Here is an 18,964-nt window from a genome sequence, read left to right on the forward strand (position 1 = left end):
CCGCCACCCCTGAGCTGGACCTCTCGTCGCGTTTCCCCGCCGTTTCGCGTCGGCATGGGGCGTGCTCAAGGCCGCGTGTCATGCCGACGCTCGAGCACAACGCCCTCGTCGAGATGTTCCGCGAGGACCCGGAACTCGCGCCCCGCTTGCTCGCGACGCTCCTCCACGTCGAGGTGCCGCCGCACGCGGCGGTCGCGGTGGTCGAGTCGTCGCTCGACCAGCCCATCCCGGTGGAGTTCCGCGCCGATCTGGTGCTCGATCTTCGAGACGAGAACGACGCGTTGGTGCTGGCGATGGTCATCGAGGTGCAGCGCGACGTGGATCCGGACAAGAAGTTCTCGGGGCTGGGCGCTTACGCTGCAAAGCGCGGCACAATCACCCACGCTTGGCCTTCATCGTCGCGGGAGTCCCAGCGTCGGCCCCTGGACGAGGCGATTCCGCGCGTTCTGCCTTCAGGGGACCTTGTACTCCGTGACGACATCCAGGACCCAGGTGATGCCGAAGCGATCCTCGAGCATCCCGTAGAGGGGCGTCCATCCCGACGGCGCCAGAGGCTGCGCGACGGTCGCGCCAAGAGAGAGCTTCTCCCAGAGCTCGGTGATCTCCTTGGCCGAGTCGCCGCGGACCGAGACAAGGAACGCGTGCTTGCCTCGCTCCCATGGCATGCGGGGAGATGTGACGACGGGCTCGCGCGGCGGGACGGCGGTCACAGCCCGGTGTAGATGGTGGCGAAGGAGGCGGCCTCGCCGCGGAGCAGCAGGCCGATCCGCGGGTTCGGGACCTTGAAGGTGTGAATCCTGGCGTTGCGCACGTCGAGCACCGCGAAGGCGCCGCCCGGCGTGCTCTCGGCGAGGCCGTTCATCAAGAGGTTCAGCACGACCGACACGCGCTTGGACGACAGCGGCTCCCCGCGAAAATACATCTTGATCACGTGAGGCGTCCCGTCGATGACGAGCCCGAGCTCCGGGTTGACGTTGATCTCGAGATCGCCGAGACGGTATGTCGCCACGGGCGGATCGAACCACGTCATCTTCCCGGAGGCGAGGAACTTGCGGTATCCGTGGACGACCGACGGATAGATGCGGCGGCGCCGCTCGTCGTGCTGGGCGGCGAGGAAGGTGTCGAGCACGCTGGTCGGCTTTCCGCTCCTGTGCATGTCGACAATCGCCTCTGTGACCTGCCTGTAAAAGTCCGTGTGGAGCTCATCCTTCCGCTCCTTGAACTCCCTGACGCCGGTCAGCTTGGGCGCCCCGGCCTTGAGAACGAAGTCGACAAAGTACGTGAGCGAGATCTTGTCCATGAAGTCTCCTACAAAACGAAGCCGTCCAGCGCGCGCGGCTCGCGAGAGCACGCCGTCCGTCACCCCGTGTGCTTGACGTCTACCACGGATGGCCACCTTCGACCCGTCCGGAAAGGGATCGATCGGACGGACATTGTCCCAGCTCGCCAGGGCCGGAGGACGGGGCTTGCGGCCGGATAAACCGAGCAAATTCAATGCGTTGGATGCACCTCTACGCCCGGTCGCGCCGGCATCGATCCGGCCCTGCGATGCTGCGACGGCGGGGGCGCAGGCCACGCGAGCAATCGACAGAAATCATCTGTTCTCCGGGGCGCGCCGCGGCGAAGAGCCGGTGGGATGACCCCCCGCGCGTCGCGAGCTCGTCGAGCGACCGTGGTGGAGGACGCTGAATCCGTGCGACATTGCGTGAGTCGCCGCCCGCGCCGCAAGGCCCGGCGGCGGCGTCCAGTACGGCTGGAGAGGAGGAACAGATGACCAATTCATCGGCGGAGGCTCGGGTCACCGAGGTGGCCAATGGCATCTACCAGCTCCACACCCCGGTGGGGGAGGGCAAAGCTGGGTTCTCGTTCAACCAGTATCTCCTGGTCGACGACGCGCCGCTGCTCTTCCACACCGGCCCGCGCCGCCTCTTCCCGGCGGTGCGCGCGGCGATCGCGCGGGTGATGCCCGTCGAGCGGCTACGCTACGTGGCGTTCTCCCACTGCGAGTCGGACGAGTGCGGCTCCATGAACGAGCTGCTCGCCGCCGCCCCGCAGGCGGCGCCGGTGTGCGGGCGGATCGCCGCGGTGGTCGACGAGGACCTGTTCGACCGCGCGCCGCGGGCGCTCGACGACGGCGAGGTCCTCGAGCTGGGCCGGCGCCGGGTGCGCTGGCTCGATGCGCCCCACCTGCCGCACGGCTGGGAGTGCGGCTACCTGTTCGAGGAGTCCACCGCCACGCTGCTGTGCGGCGATCTCTTCACGCAGCCCGGCGCCGTCCACCCGGCGCTCACGCGCGACGACATCCTCGAGCCGAGCGAGGCCATGCGCCGGGCGATGGATTACTACGCGCACGGCCGCGACGCGCCCGGACTCCTCGAGAAGCTCGCGGCCACATCTCCCCGCCTTCTCGCCTGCATGCACGGCCGGGCGTACGAGGGGGACGGCGCCGCCCTCCTGGGCGGGCTCGCGCGCGCGCTCGCCGGCGCGACGTGAGCGGCGCTCGGCGCCCCTCGGAAGCGTGGGGTGGTGGGCGTGCGAGGAGACGGACGGCCCGGCGTGCCCCGGCCGCCGTCGCCGGCCCGGTTCGCTTCCCAGCCGGCGTCGCTGGCCGCCTGCGTCCGCCATGGCGCCGCCACCCCCTGAGCTGGAGCTCTGCTCGCATTTCGCCTGCGTTTCGTGCCGGCATGCGGCGTGCTCGAGGCCGAGCGTCATGCCGACGCTCGAGCACAACGCCCTCGTCGAGATGTTCCGCGAGCACCCGGCGCTCGCGCCCCACTTCCTGGCGACGCTCCTCCACGTCGAGGTGCCGCCGCACGCCTCGGTCGCGGTGGTCGAGTCGTCGCTCGACCAGCTCATCCCGGTGGAATTCCGCGCTGACCTGGTGCTCGAGCTCCGCGGCGCGACTGGCACGCTCGTGCTGGCGATCGTCGTCGAGGTCCAGCGCGACGTGGACCCGGACAAGAAGTTCTCGTGGCCGACGTACGTCACGGTCGTGCGCGCCAGGAAGCGCTGCGGTACGGTCGTCCTCGTGGTCGCGCCGGACGAGGGCGTGGCGGCCTGGGCGGCGGAGAACATCGACCTTGGCCTGGGCCTCGGCAACGTCGCGCCGCTGGTGCTCGGTCCGGCCGTCGTCCCCGAGATCACCGACCCGGCCGACGCGGAGAAGGAGGCCGAGCTCGCGGTGCTCTCGGCGGTGGCGCACGGCAACGGGCCGAACGGGCTCACCGTGGTCCAGGCGGCGCTCGTTGCCCTCGGCCTGCTCGACCAGGAGCACGCCATGGTCTACTTTCAGCTCATCTGGAACGGGTTGCGTGAGCCGATGCGGCAAGCTCTGGAGGCGTTGGTCATGGAACGGCAGATCGAAGGCGAGGCGACTTTTCCCCCGTTCGTGCAGAAGCTCATCGATCGCGGCATGCGCGAGGGCGAGCTCAAAGGCATGCGCGAGGGCGAGCTCAAGGGCATGCGCGAGGGCGAGCTCAAAGGCAAAAGGGACACGCTGTTGCGGCTGCTCGCGCGCGCAGGGCTCGTGCTCACCGAGGACGAGAGAGCGCGCGTCCAGGCATGCACGGACATCGCGACCCTCGACCGCTGGATCGATAACGTCCTCGGGGCCGAGACCGCCGCCGAAGTGCTCTCCTGACGGTCGACGGAGGCAGCCCGACAAGGCGGGAAAGGCCGCTGCCGCGAGGCCCGGAGACGTACGTGAAGGACGGGCTCAGCGCAGCGCCGTCGTGACGACATACCGCGTCTTGCCCGCCTCCGGATCCACGCAGTCCTTGTAGTACTGCCCGGGCGGGTGGAGCTTGCTGCAGTGAGCCTGGCAGTCTCCGACGATCTCGATCATCCCGCAGGCCTCGAGATCCCCCTCCCCGTCGACGTGCCCCGCCGCGCAGTCGCGCCGCGCCGCGCGCGACAGATCGACGCTCGCCCTGTTGTAGCAGGCGCGCAGGTACGGCGTCTCCGCGAAGAGATTCCCCCAGAAGGCCCCCTCGACGTGAGGGTACGCCTCCCGCTCCTCGCGCCCGACCTCGTGGCGCAGCGGGTCCTGGTGAGAGCGCATCGAGATGACGACCGACACGCCATAACGGTTCGTGCGCGCCGCCAGGCAGGCAGAGACGATCTGCTTGCCGGCCGGGTCGAGCGGGCCCTCGCCCCACGCATCGGCGAGCCCGAGCTCCCCGTGATACACCTCGTCGTGGGTCCTGCCAGCGGCGTCGGTCCAGGAGAAGCTGAAGCTCTGGGACGCGTCGAGCGCGCAGCTCACCATGTATTTCACGAGCGTCCGGAAGAGCTCTCCCCCCTCGCCCGGATCCTGCAGCGTCAACGCCGCCTCACGACTGAGCGCATTGGCGCTCAGCGCATTGGCGCTCAGCGCATTGGCGCTCAGCGCGTTGGCGCTCAGCGCGTTGGCGCTCAGCGCATTTCCGCTCACGAGCGCATCGGCGCTCGAGATGAGACCGTCAGTCTCCTCGTCCGACGCGAGCTCGGGCGCCATGCAGCCGGTGATCGCGAGAAGGATGCCTGCGCATCCAAGCATATCCCTGGTTTTCACGTGATGAGACCTCGGTAGCGAGCCAAGAGGAGCGCTCGCGCTCCCCGATCACAGCACGCCCTCCGGCGCTTCGCTCAGGGCGACCGCTGCCGGGAACTCTCCACGTCTATGGACAGGGTACGGCGAATCACCTGCTCTGTCAGCTGTTAATTGCACGCCCTGTGCAGATTCTCCCGTGGGACAGCGGCGCTCTGTTCTGACCCGTTCCGACCTGTTCCGACCCACTGCGCCGCGAGCTCCAGTGTGCGGGCGTTGTCGGGGACGTGGGAGAGAAAGCGCCTGCGCCACTCGGCGTCACGGACGCTGCCCGCCCGCTCGAGCAGCTTGTCGCGCGCCGAGGCGATGGCGGCGGAGGCCCTGCCGAGATCGCCGTTCGCCGCGAGGGCTTCGGCATACACCAGCCGGATCATCGACTCGCCCTCTTCCAGCCCGCCGAGCGACTCGAGCGCGGCCAGGGCCTCGCCGGCGGCCGCGAGCGCCTCGCCCGCGCGCCCGAGCCCGAGCAGCGCCCGCGCGCGCAGCGCCGTGGCCGCGACGCGCAGCGGCGACGCGCTCTCCAGCGCCCCGGCGAGGCGCGCCTCGCGCTCCGCGGCGCCGAAGTCGCCGGCCAGCAAGGCGATCTTCGCCAGGTACGAGCGCGACACCACCTCGGCGCGCGGATCGCCGAGCCGCTGGCTCGACGCGAGCGCCGCCTCCTCGACCGCCCGCGCCTCCGCGAGCCGACCGCGGTAGGCGAGGACCTGCCCCAGGCTGGCCTGCGCCGCCGCCGCCACCTCGTGGAGGCCCATCCGCTCGGCGGCCTCCAGCACGGAGCGGAGCGCCATCTCGGCGCCCTCGAAATCGCCGAGCTCCCCGTACGAATAGCCCAGGTTCGCCCGGGTGATGCACGCGTTGCGCCGGTCGCCGACCTGCTCGAACGCCGCCAGCGCGGCCTCCAGGCCGGTGACGCAGGCGCCGGGGTCGCCCCCGCTCATGGCGCGGAAGGCGCGCGCCTGGTGGAGCCCCGCGACCACCTCGGCGCCCGCCGCAGACCCGCCGTCGAGGGCGCGCTCCACCGCCGCGATCAGCGCGTCGACGACGGCGAGGCGGCCGGTGAAGGCCAGCGTCGAGGCCCCCATGGAGAGGCAGGTGCTCTTCGCGCCCTCGGCGCCCTGCAACGCAGGCAGGACGGCCGCCGTGCCCGTCCACCGCTCCACCCCCTCGAAATCGCCCAGCTTGCCCATGGCGGCGACCACCTGCGCGACGGCCGTGAACCACGGCGCCGAGCCGCGCGCGAGGTGCCGGGCCGCCTCTGTCCCCCGCTCCTCGGCGAGCGCGAGGTCGCCGCGCCACACGTGGGCCTCGGCCTGGACGAGCCGCAGCGCCCCCACCACGGCGGGCTCCGGGGCGCACGCGAGCCCGCGCTCGGCCCGCGCGATCGCGGCGCCGAGGTCGTTGCCCTCCAGGGCGTGCTGCGCGGCGCGCAGGTACGCCGCCGCGGCGCGCGCCGGCACGACGCCGCGCTCGAAGTGCTCCGCGAGCGTCATCGCGTCGGGCTCGCCCGCGCCCTCCAGCCAGGCGCCCGCCAGGGCGTGGCCGAGCCGCCGGTCCGACTCGGTCAGCATGCCGTACGCCGCCTCGCGCACGAGCGCGTGCCGGAAGCGGTACTCGACCTCGCCCCGCAGCCGCCCCGGGCCGCGCCGGTGGATCACCTCGCGCCGCTCCAGCTCCGAGAGCCACCGCGTCACCCCCGCCCCGCCGAGCAGCGCGCTCACCCCGCTCGGCCAGAACGCCTGGCCGAACACGCTCGCCGCCCGCAGCACGCGCCGCGCCTCCGCGTCGAGCGCCTCGATGCGCGCCTGCACCATCGCGAGCACCGTCTCCGGCAGGTCCGCCCCGTGGCCGGCCGCCACCGCCCGCACCTGCTCTTCGAGGTAGAACGGGTTGCCGTCGGCCCGGTCCACCAGCGTCGCCACGAGCTCCTCGCTCGCCTCGTCGCCGAGCGCCGCGCGCACCAGCCGCTCGCTCGCGCGGCGCGTGAGCGGCGGCAGCATCATCTGGTTGCCGAAGCGGCCCTGCGCGAGCCCGGGGAACATGTCGTGCACCTCGGGGCGGCCCAGGCCGAGCACGAGGAACGGCAGGTCCTTCAGGCTCCGGAGCGCCGCCTCCACCATCGTCACCGTGGGCAGGTCGCCCCACTGCAGGTCCTCGAGGATCAGCAGCACCGGCTGCTTCGCGCACTCGGCGCGGATGAACTCCTCCCACGACAGCCGGAGCTGATCGCCCATCAGCAGGCGGTTGCGCCGCGCGGCGCCGACCTGGATGTCGTCGTCCGGGAACGGCGCGCCCACGAGCTCGCCGAGGAAGGCGCTGACGCGCCCCACGTCGAGCTCCCGGTGGCGCTCGACCCGCGCCCGCACCTTGCGCCGCCGCTCCTCGAGCGGCTCGCCGTCGACGATGCCCATCGCGCGGCGCAGCGCGCGCGACAGGAGCCCGAACGCCGAGCCGGAGCTCATCGGGTCGCCCTGGCCGACCCACACCTCGACGCCGCCGCCCCCGGCGTCGCGCGCGCCGTTCACGCCGCGCGCCGCGACGGACGGCACCTTCTCGAGGAACTCCTGCCGCAGCCGCGATTTGCCCATCCCCGCGGCGGCGACGACCAGCAGCGCGCCCGAGGTCGACTCCTCGATGCTCCGCTCGAGCTCCGCGCTCAGCACCGCGAGCTCCCGCTCCCGTCCCACGCACGCCATCGGCTTGCCGAGCAGCGCCGGCGCGGTCGCCACCTTGAGGTCGTCCCGCGCCCCGTGCAGGAACCTCGCGCCGCCCTCGCAGCTCGTCTCGAACCGGCCGCCGAGCAGCCCCGCCGTCACCTCGTCGATCCGGACCGCGGCCGCGGGGGCCGGCTCGCCGCGCGTCGGCAGGAGCTGCACCGCCCGGTCGATGAGCTCGCCCATCGGGATGCGCGGCGTGAGCTCCGCCCGCCCCGTCACCAGCGCCACCGGCGCGCCCCCGAGCAGAGCGCGCAGCGCGAGCGCGCAGCGGGCTGCTTGCGCCGCGAGATCCGTGGCCGCCTCGGCGCTCGTCAGCACGAGCAGCGGCGACCTCGCGTCGATGAGCTCGAGCTGCCCCTGGTAGCGCGCGGCGAGCGCGCGCAGCTCCTCGGTCCGCTCGAGCGCGCGCGCCTGCTCCTCCTCCTGCGATCGCGTCTCCTCCTCGGGCGCCGAGCGCTCGTGCGCGAGCACGAGGCACGTGACGCGCCGCTCGCTGCTCGTGAGCTCCAGGACGCGCACCGGCGCGGCGGCCGCGCGGCCGTCCGCCGCGTCGACGCCGCGCACCTCGATCGCGCCGAGCGCCTCGGCGACGGCCTCGCCGTCGCGGGGCCGCTCGCCCGGCTGCTTCGCGAGCATCCTGGCGATGAGCGCGTCGAGCTCCTCGGACAGCTCGGGGCGGAGCTCGCGGAGGCGCGGCGGCTCGTCGAGGAGCACCTTGACCAGCACGGCGAGCGCCCCTGCGCCCTGGAAGGCGGCGCGCCCGGTGAGGCACTTGAACAGCACGCACCCGAGCGCGAACACGTCCGCGCGGGCGTCGACGCTCCGCTCGCCGCGCGCCTGCTCGGGCGCCATGTACTCCGGGGTCCCGAGGACGGTGCCCGGCGTCGTGATCTGCTGGTCGATCCGGAAGCGCGCGATCCCGAAGTCGAGCACCATCACCCGATCGAGCCGCCCCTCGACGAGCAGCAGGTTGCTCGGCTTGAGATCGCGGTGGACGACGCCCTGCCGGTGAATGGCGCCGAGCGTCCCCGCGACCCGCGCGACGACATCGACGCTCTCGGCCGGGGTGAGCCCCCGCGCGGCCATGCGCTCGGCGAGCGTCTCGCCGGAGAGCCACTCCATGACGAGATACGGCTTGCCGTCCGCGGTGACGCCGTGATCGATGTAGCGCACGACGCCGGGGACGCGCAGGGCCGAGAGCGCCTGCACCTCGCAGGAGAAGCGCCCGAGCTCGCTCTTGCCGGCGCGGCGAAGCACCTTGAGAGCGACGGTGTCGCCGGTGCGCCGGTCGCGCGCGCGGTAGACGTGCCCCATCCCGCCGGAGCCCGCGAGGCCCTCGATCTCGAACCGCTCGTCGACGATCTCTCCCGCGCGCATCAACCGCCGTGGATCCAGCGATATCACGCGCGCGGCCCTCCTGGTCCGGATCCGGTCCTGGGATGGTGCGCGGACTCACATCATCGCGGATGCGGCCGGCTCATTCGCTCGATGCGATGCGTCGCGGGTGACATGGATCGAAAGAGTGCGTTCGGCGAGGAGCGGTGTTCCCGCCCTTGTGAATGCCGGCACAACCCACGGTGTCGCGCCGGACCGCTTCGTGTGCCTCGGGCAAGCGCGCCGCCCCGGGCGGGTCCACCGAGCCCACCGGGCTCGCCGGAGGAACACCCATGACCGCACGCCCACCCACCTCCGCCGTGCTCCTCGCCACGCTCGCGACGCTCGGGCTGTGGATGCCGCCTTGCGTCATCCGCACCTGCCAGGGGCCGTCGCTCCTCGACAGGGGTCCTCGCCCTCCACGGTCTTGCGATCAACGTCGGTGGCGCGGCGCTGATCCACTCAGTCCTGCTCGGCGCGGCGCTGCTCCTCGGCATGGTTCTCGTGATCACGCGGCTCGGCTTCATCGTGACGATCGCGCTCGCCGCGTAACGTGGATGGAAATTTCCGCGTGCACCGCGCTGCCGCCGGCGACGGAGCAAAAAACGGAGGCTCGAATGAAGTTTCTGCCCCCGACCTCGTCTGCGCCTGGGTGGCGTTCGCGAGCGCGTTCGATGCTCAAGGTGGCAGTTGACAACCACCCGCGGAGCTGCGATGTCTCTCGCTGAGCTTGCCCTTACCTACAGGAGACGTCGGATGTCGATGAGCAAGTTGATGAGTGTCGTGCTGATGAGCGTCGGCATTGGGTTTGCTGGGGCCGCGTGGGCAGCGGGCGGGACGACGGACGTCCCCGCGTCCATCGCCGAAAAGAAGGATTTCGGCTGCGGTGAAAAAGGACAGAAGCCCTGTCCGATGCAGGGCTGGATGAAGACGGTGATGCAGTCGGCGACCAACAGCGGCGACGGCGCGAAGATCGCGGAAGCGCTGGAGTACGTCGCGGCCAAGCCGCCGCCGGGGATGGCCAAGTGGGCCGCGATCTCGAAGGAGGGCGCGGAGAAGGCCAAGAAGGGCGACATCGACGGCGCCAAGGCGAGCTGCAAGAGCTGCCACGACATGTACAAGAAGAAGTACAAGGACGAGCTCCGCGCCAACGCCTTCTGATCGGCTCCGATCCGGGGCGTTGTCTCCCTTCCCTCTCCTTCCCTCATCCCTCACGTCATTCTTCGCGCTCCGAGCGCGCGTCCCCCCGGCAGCCCGGACCTGAGCGTCTGGGCGCGCCGGTCGGCCTGCGCCTGGCCCGGCCGTGCGGCTGCCGCCGCGCAGGCGCGGCGCACCGCCAGGGCCTGGCCCGGGCGCGCGTGGAGCTCCGCCAGGGCAAGCACGGAGCCCTCGGCCGCGCAGGCACATCGCTACAGCGTCGGCACATCGCTACAGCGCAGGCACACCCCTGCTGCGCTGGAGCAGAGCCCCCTTGGAGGCAGCGCCCCTTCGCTCAGCAGCCGTTCTTGCCGGCGGCGGCGCAGATCTCCTGCGGCGCGAGCGTCCGGCCGAAGAGGCGGAGGCTGTCGATCAGCCCGTGGAACTCGTCCTGGTCGGTCGGCTCTTCCGAGCCGATGTGGATCGGCTGCTCTCCGTCGGCGAGCACCGGCCCGGAGGGGCTCCGGTCGACCTCGACGCCGTTCACATAGAGGCTCTGCGTCTGGCCATCTGACAGACAGGCGATGTGCGTCCACTCCCCAGGTACGATGGAGTAGGGCACGTTTCGCTCGACACCCATGGTGCAGCGGATCTGGCCGTCCGGCATCAGGAAGAGGGAGGGCTTCCCGCCGCTGTCGATCACGGTGAATCGCTCCTTCTCCGGGAGGGAAGCCGGGTTGATCCAGACATCGATCGTCATCGCGGGGGCGGTCCAAGCGGCGTCGTGGCCAAAGCGGAGGCGGCTCCCCTTCGTCACGCGGAGCGCCTTGCCGCCCTTCCCAGGCGCGTACTCCAGGTTGCGCGTGCGATCGGGCATGAAGCGGTGCTGCGAGCCATCGCTGGGATCTCCCTCGAACGCGAAGCACGCGATGAGCGACGGGTCTCCCGCCTCGCACAGCGCAGCGGGGCGCTCCTCCTGAGGCCCAGGCTCCTGCGTGGGGAGCTCCCCCTGAGGCCCAGGCTCCTGCGTGGGGAGCTCCCCCTGAGGGCCAGGCTCCTGGTCCGGGCGCTCATCTTGAGGGCCAGGCCCCTGCCCGGGGAGCTCTTCCCGAGGGGGCGGCTGCTGTTGCTCGGCCCCGCGCGGCGCCGCCGTGCCGCCCCCCTCGAGGACACACCCCGTCGAGGACAGCAGCACGAGGGCCACGCCGGCCAGGCGGCATGTGGAAAGATGTGATGAGACAAGCATCCTGTGTTTCCTGCGAGCAGCGTAGCTCAGGAGGCCGCGCACTGTCACCGAGCCTCTCGCGAAGATGCGATCGATGTCAGCGCGCTCTCCTCCGCTGGCCTGCGCAGATGCCATGAGAAGAAAAATGAACCAAGGAGGCGCGGAGATCGCTCATCGCTCTGCGCCGTCTTCGCCTGTCACGTCTGCCACCCTTCAGCGATGGGCCGCAGCCGGCCTCGGATCAACGAGGCTGCCCGCACCCCGGGCGCCCTGTCTCGAGGTCGAACGAGTCCCCGGCGCTCAGCACGTGGAGCCGCACGTCAAACAGGCTGAGCACGCGATCCCCCTCCTCTTCGCCGATGTTCGTGTGGCTGATGTTGCGTCCGTCTACGATGTAGACTGCGCCTGTCCCCAGCGCGCGCAGGCGGCGATCGGGCTCGATCACGGCGGCCGTATCCTCGTCGACGCCGACCCCGAGCAAGCGGGGGTTATGGGCGACGGCGCCGAGCAAACGGCCGAGCCTGCCGCGCTGGGCGAAGTGCTGATCGACGAGGAGGTCGCGCACCAGCCCGAGGCCGGGCGCCATGCGCACGGCGCCGCGCACCTTCGCGGACTCCTCGCCTGCCCCGCCCACGAGCATCGTCTCGCTCATCACCGAGGCGCCGGCCGAGGTGCCCGCGACGGTGCCGCCGCGCCGGTACACGGCGCAGATCGCGTCGGCGAGGCGGCTGCCGCCGAGCTTGCTCGTGATCTTGAGCTGATCGCCCCCCGTGAAGAACACGCACCCCGCGCCCTCGAGGCTCTCCAGCCATCGCGCCTCCCTGGCCTGATCGCGCTGCGCGATGTCGAGGTGCCTGACGTCGCCCGCGCCGAGCGCCCGGAAGACCCGCTCGTACTCGACCCAGAGCTCCCCGGCGACCTCGCTCGCGAGCGTGGCCACCACGATCGGCCGCGCGCCGGCGCGGCGCACGACCTCGCGCAGGATCTCCCGCGCCCCCTCCTTGTCCTCGTGCCCCCCGATCAGCACCAGCGCGCCGCCCGGGCGGCCGCGCGGCGCGCCCGCCGGAGCATCCCTGTCCGGCCCTTCAGCGCCCCCTTTGCTTTCGACCATGCAACTCGACCTTTCGATTGCTCTGCTCGAGGAACCGCTCCGTGACGGCGAGGCGCCCTGCCTTGACCATCCGCCGCCCCCGCGCGATCACCTCGACGATCTCCAGCGAGCCCCTCTCGAGCACGACCACATCCGCGTCGTGGCCGGGCCGCAATGCCCCCTTGCGCGCGAGCTTCAGTGTGCGCGCCGTGTTCGACGTGACGAGCGGCAGCGCGCGCTCCAGCGGAAAGCCGTGCTCGCGCACCACCTCCCGGAGCTGCTCGAAGAGGGTGCGAGGGCTCGGTATCGAGGCGTCCGACGAGACCGTCAGGCGGTCGAGGTCGCCGCCCTCGTCGCAGAAGAAGCGCAGCCACTGGCCGAGGTCCTCCTCGACGGTGTCGATATCGACCGTCACCCCCTGCCGCGTGAGCGCGACGGCCTCGCGCATCAAGGCCTCGTTGCGCTCGACGTGCGTCGGATAGAGCCACCCCGGCGCGACGTCATGCTCGGCGATGAGCCGGCGCACCGGCTCGAGCCGCCTCGGCCCGTCGCCCACGTGAAGGTGCGTGATCCCCGCCTTGCCGGTGAGGATACCCCCCACGTACGCGTCGCTCGCGAGCCGCGCGAGCTCGGCGAGCGACGGCTCGGCGCTGCGGAGGTCGGAGACCGCCACCTCGCCGGCCCCGATGACCTCCTCGACGAGCAGCATGTCGCGGCGCACCGTGCCCGTCAGCGTGACGGGCGGCACGTCGTAGCCGCCCGAGTAGAGGTACGCCGATATCCCCTCTTCCTTGAACGCCCTGGCCTTCGCCAGCAGACCCGCCATCGTCTTGGTCATCGTGTCGACGCCGAGGCACCCCACCACCGTGGTGATGCCCGCCGTCACCACCTCGCCCAGCGCGATCTCGGGCGTCTGCGACGCGAAGCCGCGCTCGCCGCTGCCGCCGAGCAGGTGCTCGTGGGGGTCGAGCAGCCCGGGAATCACCGCGCACCCGCGCGCGTCGATCACGTCGACGTCGATCCCGAGGGCGGCGAGCGCGCGGCCGTCGACCGGACCCACCTTCGCGATCCGGTCGCCGGCCACGAGCACCGGCGCGGCGCCGAGCGGCTCGGGCGCGAAGACCTCCCCGCCCTCGATGAGCACGAACATCAGACCGCCACGATCGCGTCCTGGCGGCGCCGCGTGCGGGCCCGGGGACCGGACATCAGCTCGGGCACCTCGTTCACCGCGACAGCCCCCATCCGGGTGAGCATCTCGCCCATCCGGGACGCCTCCTCGGTGAACAGCACGATGACCTCGCCCGGCTCCGCCGTGGCGAGCGCGTGCTCGACCGCCTCGCGCTCCTCCGGGACGACCTGGCAGAGCTGCCCGGGCCTCACCTCCTTCACGACCCGCTGCAGCAGGGCCGGGACCTCGCCAGGCGCGCGACCCCGCCGCTCATCGTCGTCCTTGGCGATGATGCGGTGGAACCCGCCCTCCGCGATCTCGCAGGCGCACGCCTCGAGCAGCGCGTTCGAGCGGTCTCCGGGCAGGCTCACGATGCCCGTGATCCTCCGCCCCTCCCACTGCGCCGCGAGCGCGCACGTCGCGCGGAAGGCGCCCGGGTTGTGGCCATAGTCGATCAGGACGTAGTTGTCCTCGAGCTGGTAGAGGTTCATTCGACCGCTGTTCCTGGTGCACGCCTCGAAGGTCCGGAGCGAGCGCTGGATGGTCTCGACCATCACCCCCTGCGCGCGGCAGGCGGCGATCGCCGCCATGGCGTTGGCGACCTGGAAGAGCGCCGCGCCCGCGAAGGTCGCCGGGATGTCGGCGGCCCGGATGATGCGCAGCTCGACGCCGCGCTGGAGCTCCACGATGGCGCCGTCCCTCAGCGTGTAGCCCGTCCCGCCGCGGGCGACGTGGTCCCGCAGCACCGCGTTCGACGGGTCGAGCGAGAAGAACACGATGTTCCGCGAGAGCTTCTTCATGCGGCGGTGCTCCGGGACGGCGGCGAGCAGCGGGTCCTCCGCGTTGAGCACCAGCGTCCCGCCCTCGCGCACCCGCTCGGCGACCACCATCTTGATCCAGAGCAGGTCGTCGACGCTCTCGATCCCGTCCTGGCCCAGGTGATCCGGCCCGATGTTGGTCATGATCGCGACGTCGGACCAGTCGTAGCCGAGCCCCCGCCGGACGATGCCGCCGCGCGCCGTCTCGAGCACCGCGATGTCCACCGTGGGGTCGAACAGGATCGTGCGCGCCGACCCCGGTCCGGTCGTGTCCCCCGACTCGACGCAGTGCCCGCCGACGTAGATGCCCTCGGTCGTTGTCATTCCCACGGTGGCGCCCGTCGCCCCGAGGATGTGGCCCACCATGCGCGTGGTGGTGGTCTTGCCGTTGGTGCCCGTGATCGAGACGATGGGAATGCGCGACGGCGTCCTCGGCGGATAGAGCATCTCGACGATGGCGCCGCCCACGTCCCGCGGCTTCCCCTCGCTCGGGTGCTCGTGCATGCGGATGCCCGGCGCGGCGTTCAGCTCGATGATCGCGCCGCGGCCGAGGGGCTGCGCGATGTCGTCGGCCACGAGGTCGATCCCGCAGATGTCGAGATCGATGGCGCGCGCCGCGCGCTCGCACAGGCGGGTTGTGTCGGGGTGGATCTCGTCGGTGACGTCCCGCGCGATGCCCCCGGTCGAGAGGTTGACGCTCTCGCGCAGGAAGAACCGCTCGCCGGCAGCCGGCACCTCGTCGAGCGAGCGCCCCTGCTTGGCGAGGCCGGCGCGGACCACGTCGTCGACGACGATCTTCGTGAGGACACCGTTGTGCCCGTTGGCCCTCAGCGGGTTCTGGTTCTCCAGCGCGATGAGCTCGGCCACGGTCCGCTGTCCGTCGCCGACCACGTGGGCCGGCAGCCGCTCGCTCGCCGCGACAACGCGCCCGTTCACGACCAGAACGCGGTAGTTGCGCCCGCTCACCATCTCCTCGACGAGGACCCGAGCGCGGTATTCGCGCGCGATGTCGAACGCCTCGCGCACCTGCGCCTCGGTCCAGAGGTTCAGCGACACGCCCTTTCCCTGGTTGCCGTCGAGGGGCTTGACCACGACGGGCGCGCGCAGCTCGCCGAGCGCCCGCGCCGCCTCGCCGGCCGTCCTCACCACGACCCCTCGCGGCGTCGGCAGCCCGGCGCGCTCGAGCAGCTCCTTGGTGAGCTGCTTGTTGCCGGCGATCTCGACGGCCACGCAGCTCGTGTTGCACGAGGTGGTGGCCTGGACGAAGCGCCGGTGCTTTCCGTAGCCGAACACGAGCAGGCTCTCGTCGTTGAGGCGCGACCAGGGGATTCCCCGCTTCTCGGCGGCCTTGACCACGGCCCGCGTGCTCGGCCCGAGCGCCGTCTCCTGGGCGACCTGCGCGGCCTCGGCGACCTTCGCCGCCACGTCGTAGGGCTTCCCCTCGAGCACGGCGGTGACGAGCTCGAAGGCGGCCTCGAGCAGGAGGCGCATGGCGGCCTCGTTCTCGAACTCGACCACGACGTCGTAGAGCCCGGGCGCCCCGGCGTAGACCGTCTTGCCGTACGTGACGCCGATCCCCGCCGGCTCGCTGAGCTCGAGCGCGACGTGCTCGACGATGTGGCCCCAGTACGTGCCTTCCCGGAGGCGCTCGACGAACCCCCCCGGCTTGCCCCGCGAGCAGTGGTGCTCGGCGAGGCCCGGCAGGAGCCCGAGCAGGCGGTCGACGAAGCCAGGGACCTGCGCGCTGCTCGTCTCGTTGAGGTCCTCGAGGTCGAGGGTCATGCGGAGGACCGGCCAGCTGGCGAACACATTCGGGCCCTGAAGCGTACGGATGGTGATGATGCGCATGGGTCTAGCTCGGCTGTGTTGGAGTCAGTCAGCGGCGATGATGGGTTTTCTCTCGAGCAGATCGAAGCTCCGTCCGTGAGGGAGCGAGTGCAGGGTGACCCCGCAGAGCGTGATGCAGCCTCCCGATGGGGTGTCCACGGCGTCGTTGAAGGAGGCGCCGCCGGCGTCGACGATGGTGACGGCGCCGCTCCCGATCACGGTGGCGCGGTGTCCCTGGACGACGATGGCGGTGTCCTCGTCGATGCCGACGCCGAGGTAATGGGGGAACAGCCCGACCACGGAGAGGAGCCGGCCGATGCGGCCGCGCTGGGCGAAATGTTGATCGATGATGACGCCGGGCAGGAGCTCGAGGCCTGGGCCGGTGCGCACGGCGCCCGCGCGGGGGGACTTCGTCTCGCCCTCGACGATCATGGTCGACGACATGACCGCCGCGCCGGCGCTCGTGCCGCCGACGACCATCCCCTCCTCGCACCGCCGGTGGAGCATGGTATCGACCCCGGTGCCGCCGAGCCGGTTCATGATCCGGAGCTGGTCGCCCCCCGTGAAGAAGGTGCCAGTCGCCCGCTCGACCTGCCGCATGGCGGCCTCGTTGCGCGCGTCGTCGCGGGCAGCGATGGTGAGCACGGCGACCTCGGAGGCGCCGAGCTCGTGGAAGAGCCGCTGGTAGAGCTCGCCGACCACATCGGGCGTCTCGCTGGCCGAGGGGATGACCACGAGGCAGGCGTCCTGGCCGCCGGCGAGGCGCACGAACTCGCGAAGGATGGTGCGCTCCCCCTCCTTGTCCTCGGCGCCGCCGATGGCCACCAAGCGCGGAAAGTTCGTACCGGGGACCATGTCCAGGAGCTCACGCGCTCTCGCAACGCCCGGGCCAGGCAGGGTTCGCTCCGCTTCACGCAGGTTTCGACGAGATGGTCAGACCTGCACCATGGCAAAATGCCACAGGGTGTCCGATTGCCCCTCTTCGGCTCCGGATGAGGCTGGCGCCTGGCGTGGACTGGCCGGCGACGTGAGGCGCTGAGGCCGGCCGGCTTTGCGCGGAGGCATGGGCTCGGCTCGGCCGGTCGGGCGCACACCGTCGAGCGCTCGTCAGAGGCCTGCTGCGGTGATGTGCTTCACAGGGGGCTAGCGGGGCGCGTGGCGGGTGCCCTGCGTGCCGGATGAAGAAAGAGAGATTGAACCACAGAGGCACAGAGGGCACAGAGGGGAGAAGAGAGAGATGGATACATGAACCACGGAGAGAGAGAGGGAGAGAGAGAGAGAGAGAGATGAAGACGCGCTTCTCTTCACCTCTCTTCCTGACGACCCCTCAAAATTCTTCGGAAGATTGAACAGGGAGGCGGGGAGGCGGGGAGGAAAAATCTTCAAATACTCCCCGCCTCCCTGTTCAATCTTCCCGCTGAAAAGCGGCTGCGAAATGAGGGATTCCTCAGCCTCTCTTCCTCTCGCCTCTGTGCCCTCTGTGCCTCTGTGGTTCAATCTCTCTCCGGGCCCGCATCGCAGCACGCTCGCGGCGCGGCAGACCCTATGCAGGGCAACTGCGGGCGGATACTCTCGCGGGCACTGCCGTGAAGTCTCGTCGACCTTCTTTCCGCGTCACGCGCGCCGCGCTCGGCGCCCTCGCGCTCGCCGCGCTGTCGGGCTGCGGATCCTACGTCTCCGAGTACGTTCCGCCGCCGGACGGGCGGGCCCGCCCGGTGTACCGCGACGGAGCGGTCGCGATGGAGCTCGGCGGGGCGATCCCGGAGTGCCTCTCCGGTGAGCCCGGGTCGGGCGCAGCGCTGCCTCCGCCGGCCTCGCGCGCCGCCGCGGCCTCGCCCGTGCGCGTCAGCGGCGGCTTCTGGGTGCCGATCTACTTCGGACCGCGCATCGTCGTCGAACGGCACGGCGTGGCGCCGCCGCCGCCGCACCTCCACAGGCCCGGCCCGGAGGTGGTGCGGACCCCCGCGTCCCCTTCGAAGGGCGGCAAGCCCGGGCACGGCGGCAGCTCCGCCTCCGGCGGTAACGGCGGCAGCGGCGCCAACGGCGGCAACGCGGCGGCCTCGATCCTGCTGGCCACGGTCGCGGTCCTCGCGCTCGCCGCACTGCCGCCGATCGCGGTGGGGCTCTCGGTCGGGAGCCCCGAGCGAGACAAGGACTCGGCCCTCGCGCTCGACCAGGTCAACGCCTACAACGACCTCGCGCGCACCCCCGGCTCGCCGTGCGCGCTCCCGGCGACAGAAGGGCAGCTCCCGTGAGGCCGGCGAAGCGCCCCCCCACCGCCCTGATCGCGAGCGTCCTCGGCTCCACGCTCCTCGGCTGCTCCAGCGGGCACACGATGTACACACCGCGCGTGGTGGCGCGGGGCGAGCTCACGGCGACCTACGACGAGGGCTTCACGCTGTGGGCCGGCGGCCGGAAGGTGGCGGAGAGCTACCATTACGACGGCCTGGAGCGCTTCGTGCGCTGTGTCCCCGAGGCGCGCGAGCACGCGCGCCAGGCGTCGGAGAGCGGCCGCTCCGCGACGACACTCTCCACCCTCGGGGTGGTGCTCGGGCTCGGGAGCCTCGGCGGGTTCTCAGGGCTCTACTTCCACGACAAGAACGAGGCCGCCATGGGCGTGATCCTCGGCACGGGCGTCGCCGTCGCCGTGACCGCCGTCGTGCTGGGCGCGCTCTCCAGGCAAGGCAAGGAGAACGCCCACGGGCACGCGTTCGACGCGATGAACCACTACAACGACGCTGTCGGGAGCCTCGGCGCCACGTGCGACGACCTCACCTACCCGCCGCCGGCCGCGCCTGCGCCCGAGACCGCGCCGGAGCCCGCGCCGCAACCCGGCTCCGAGGCCGCGCCGGAGCCCGCTCCCGCGGCCTCGCCAGGTGCCGAGTCCCCCGCGCCGGAACAGCAGAGCGACACGCCCGCGCCGCCGCCCCTGCCCCCGCCGCGCTAGACACCATCGCTCCGCCCCATGAGGCGCAGCGCCCCTGGGGGCGCGCTCAGCCCGGCAGTGACCTGAAGAGTCGCCG

Annotated in this window: 14 protein-coding genes and 1 pseudogene; 5 read left to right on the forward strand and 10 right to left on the reverse strand. The window is 71.6% G+C overall.

Annotated elements, in window-relative coordinates; all coding sequences use genetic code 11:
• Nucleotides 1-65: 65 nt before the first annotated feature.
• From WME96_RS36825 to WME96_RS36835, 3 genes and pseudogenes are all read right to left on the reverse strand, one after another.
• Nucleotides 66-383 (reverse strand): hypothetical protein, encoded by a 318-nt coding sequence (locus WME96_RS36825; RefSeq protein WP_437286252.1) that lies wholly within the window; start codon nucleotides 381-383, stop codon nucleotides 66-68.
• Between the two features lie 69 nt (nucleotides 384-452).
• A pseudogene (locus WME96_RS36830) lies at nucleotides 453-665 on the reverse strand (VOC family protein); the annotation flags it as partial.
• A gap of 41 nt (nucleotides 666-706) precedes the next feature.
• Entirely contained in the window at nucleotides 707-1,300 is a 594-nt protein-coding gene (locus WME96_RS36835; RefSeq protein ID WP_437286253.1) for a hypothetical protein, read from the reverse strand.
• Between the two features lie 470 nt (nucleotides 1,301-1,770).
• Here WME96_RS36835 and WME96_RS36840 point away from each other — a divergent pair, with 470 nt between their 5' ends.
• Both WME96_RS36840 and WME96_RS36845 read left to right on the forward strand, forming a co-directional pair.
• Nucleotides 1,771-2,493, forward strand: coding sequence for an MBL fold metallo-hydrolase (locus WME96_RS36840; protein WP_437286254.1), 723 nt, complete (start codon nucleotides 1,771-1,773; stop codon nucleotides 2,491-2,493).
• 217 nt (nucleotides 2,494-2,710) lie between these two features.
• The gene (locus tag WME96_RS36845; RefSeq protein ID WP_437286255.1) at nucleotides 2,711-3,640 is read left to right on the forward strand and encodes a hypothetical protein; all 930 of its coding nucleotides are present in this window, start codon (nucleotides 2,711-2,713) and stop codon (nucleotides 3,638-3,640) included.
• Nucleotides 3,641-3,715: 75 nt separating this feature from the next.
• Here the strand turns inward: WME96_RS36845 and WME96_RS36850 are convergent, their stop codons facing one another.
• Together WME96_RS36850 and WME96_RS36855 are read right to left on the reverse strand one after the other, a co-directional pair.
• On the reverse strand, nucleotides 3,716-4,537 hold the full coding sequence (locus tag WME96_RS36850) for a hypothetical protein (RefSeq protein WP_437286256.1): 822 nt from the start codon (nucleotides 4,535-4,537) through the stop codon (nucleotides 3,716-3,718).
• 161 nt (nucleotides 4,538-4,698) lie between these two features.
• Nucleotides 4,699-8,679 (reverse strand): protein kinase domain-containing protein, encoded by a 3,981-nt coding sequence (locus tag WME96_RS36855; protein ID WP_437292393.1) that lies wholly within the window; start codon nucleotides 8,677-8,679, stop codon nucleotides 4,699-4,701.
• Between the two features lie 786 nt (nucleotides 8,680-9,465).
• Here WME96_RS36855 and WME96_RS36860 point away from each other — a divergent pair.
• Nucleotides 9,466-9,837, forward strand: coding sequence for a hypothetical protein (locus WME96_RS36860; protein WP_437286257.1), 372 nt, complete (start codon nucleotides 9,466-9,468; stop codon nucleotides 9,835-9,837).
• Between the two features lie 331 nt (nucleotides 9,838-10,168).
• On the opposite strand, the gene WME96_RS36865 is transcribed toward WME96_RS36860, so the two are convergent.
• The 5 genes from WME96_RS36865 to WME96_RS36885 form a co-directional block, all read right to left on the reverse strand.
• A complete protein-coding gene (locus tag WME96_RS36865) occupies nucleotides 10,169-11,059 on the reverse strand; it encodes a LamG-like jellyroll fold domain-containing protein (RefSeq protein WP_437286258.1) in 891 nt (296 codons plus the stop codon).
• 220 nt (nucleotides 11,060-11,279) lie between these two features.
• Nucleotides 11,280-12,149, reverse strand: a complete 870-nt coding sequence (locus WME96_RS36870) for a cyanophycinase (RefSeq protein WP_437286259.1) — start codon at nucleotides 12,147-12,149, stop codon at nucleotides 11,280-11,282.
• On the reverse strand, nucleotides 12,124-13,278 hold the full coding sequence (iadA, locus tag WME96_RS36875; protein WP_437286260.1) for a beta-aspartyl-peptidase: 1,155 nt from the start codon (nucleotides 13,276-13,278) through the stop codon (nucleotides 12,124-12,126). The genes WME96_RS36870 and iadA overlap by 26 nt, the downstream gene beginning before the upstream one ends.
• Nucleotides 13,278-15,962 (reverse strand): cyanophycin synthetase, encoded by a 2,685-nt coding sequence (gene cphA / locus WME96_RS36880; protein ID WP_437286261.1) that lies wholly within the window; start codon nucleotides 15,960-15,962, stop codon nucleotides 13,278-13,280. The genes iadA and cphA overlap by 1 nt, the downstream gene beginning before the upstream one ends.
• Before the next feature lie 24 nt (nucleotides 15,963-15,986).
• Nucleotides 15,987-16,796, reverse strand: a complete 810-nt coding sequence (locus WME96_RS36885) for a cyanophycinase (protein WP_437286262.1) — start codon at nucleotides 16,794-16,796, stop codon at nucleotides 15,987-15,989.
• 731 nt (nucleotides 16,797-17,527) lie between these two features.
• Between WME96_RS36885 and WME96_RS36890 the strand changes: the two genes are divergently transcribed.
• Both WME96_RS36890 and WME96_RS36895 read left to right on the forward strand, forming a co-directional pair.
• Entirely contained in the window at nucleotides 17,528-18,196 is a 669-nt protein-coding gene (locus WME96_RS36890; RefSeq protein WP_437286263.1) for a hypothetical protein, read from the forward strand.
• Nucleotides 18,193-18,888 carry a hypothetical protein gene (locus tag WME96_RS36895; RefSeq protein ID WP_437286264.1) on the forward strand — a complete coding sequence of 232 codons (696 nt, stop codon included), beginning with the start codon at nucleotides 18,193-18,195 and terminating at the stop codon, nucleotides 18,886-18,888. The genes WME96_RS36890 and WME96_RS36895 overlap by 4 nt, the downstream gene beginning before the upstream one ends.
• The last annotated feature ends 76 nt before the right edge of the window (nucleotides 18,889-18,964 follow it).

This window comes from Sorangium sp. So ce406 (genome assembly GCF_051474675.1).
Taxonomy (GTDB): domain Bacteria; phylum Myxococcota_A; class Polyangia; order Polyangiales; family Polyangiaceae; genus Sorangium; species Sorangium cellulosum_G.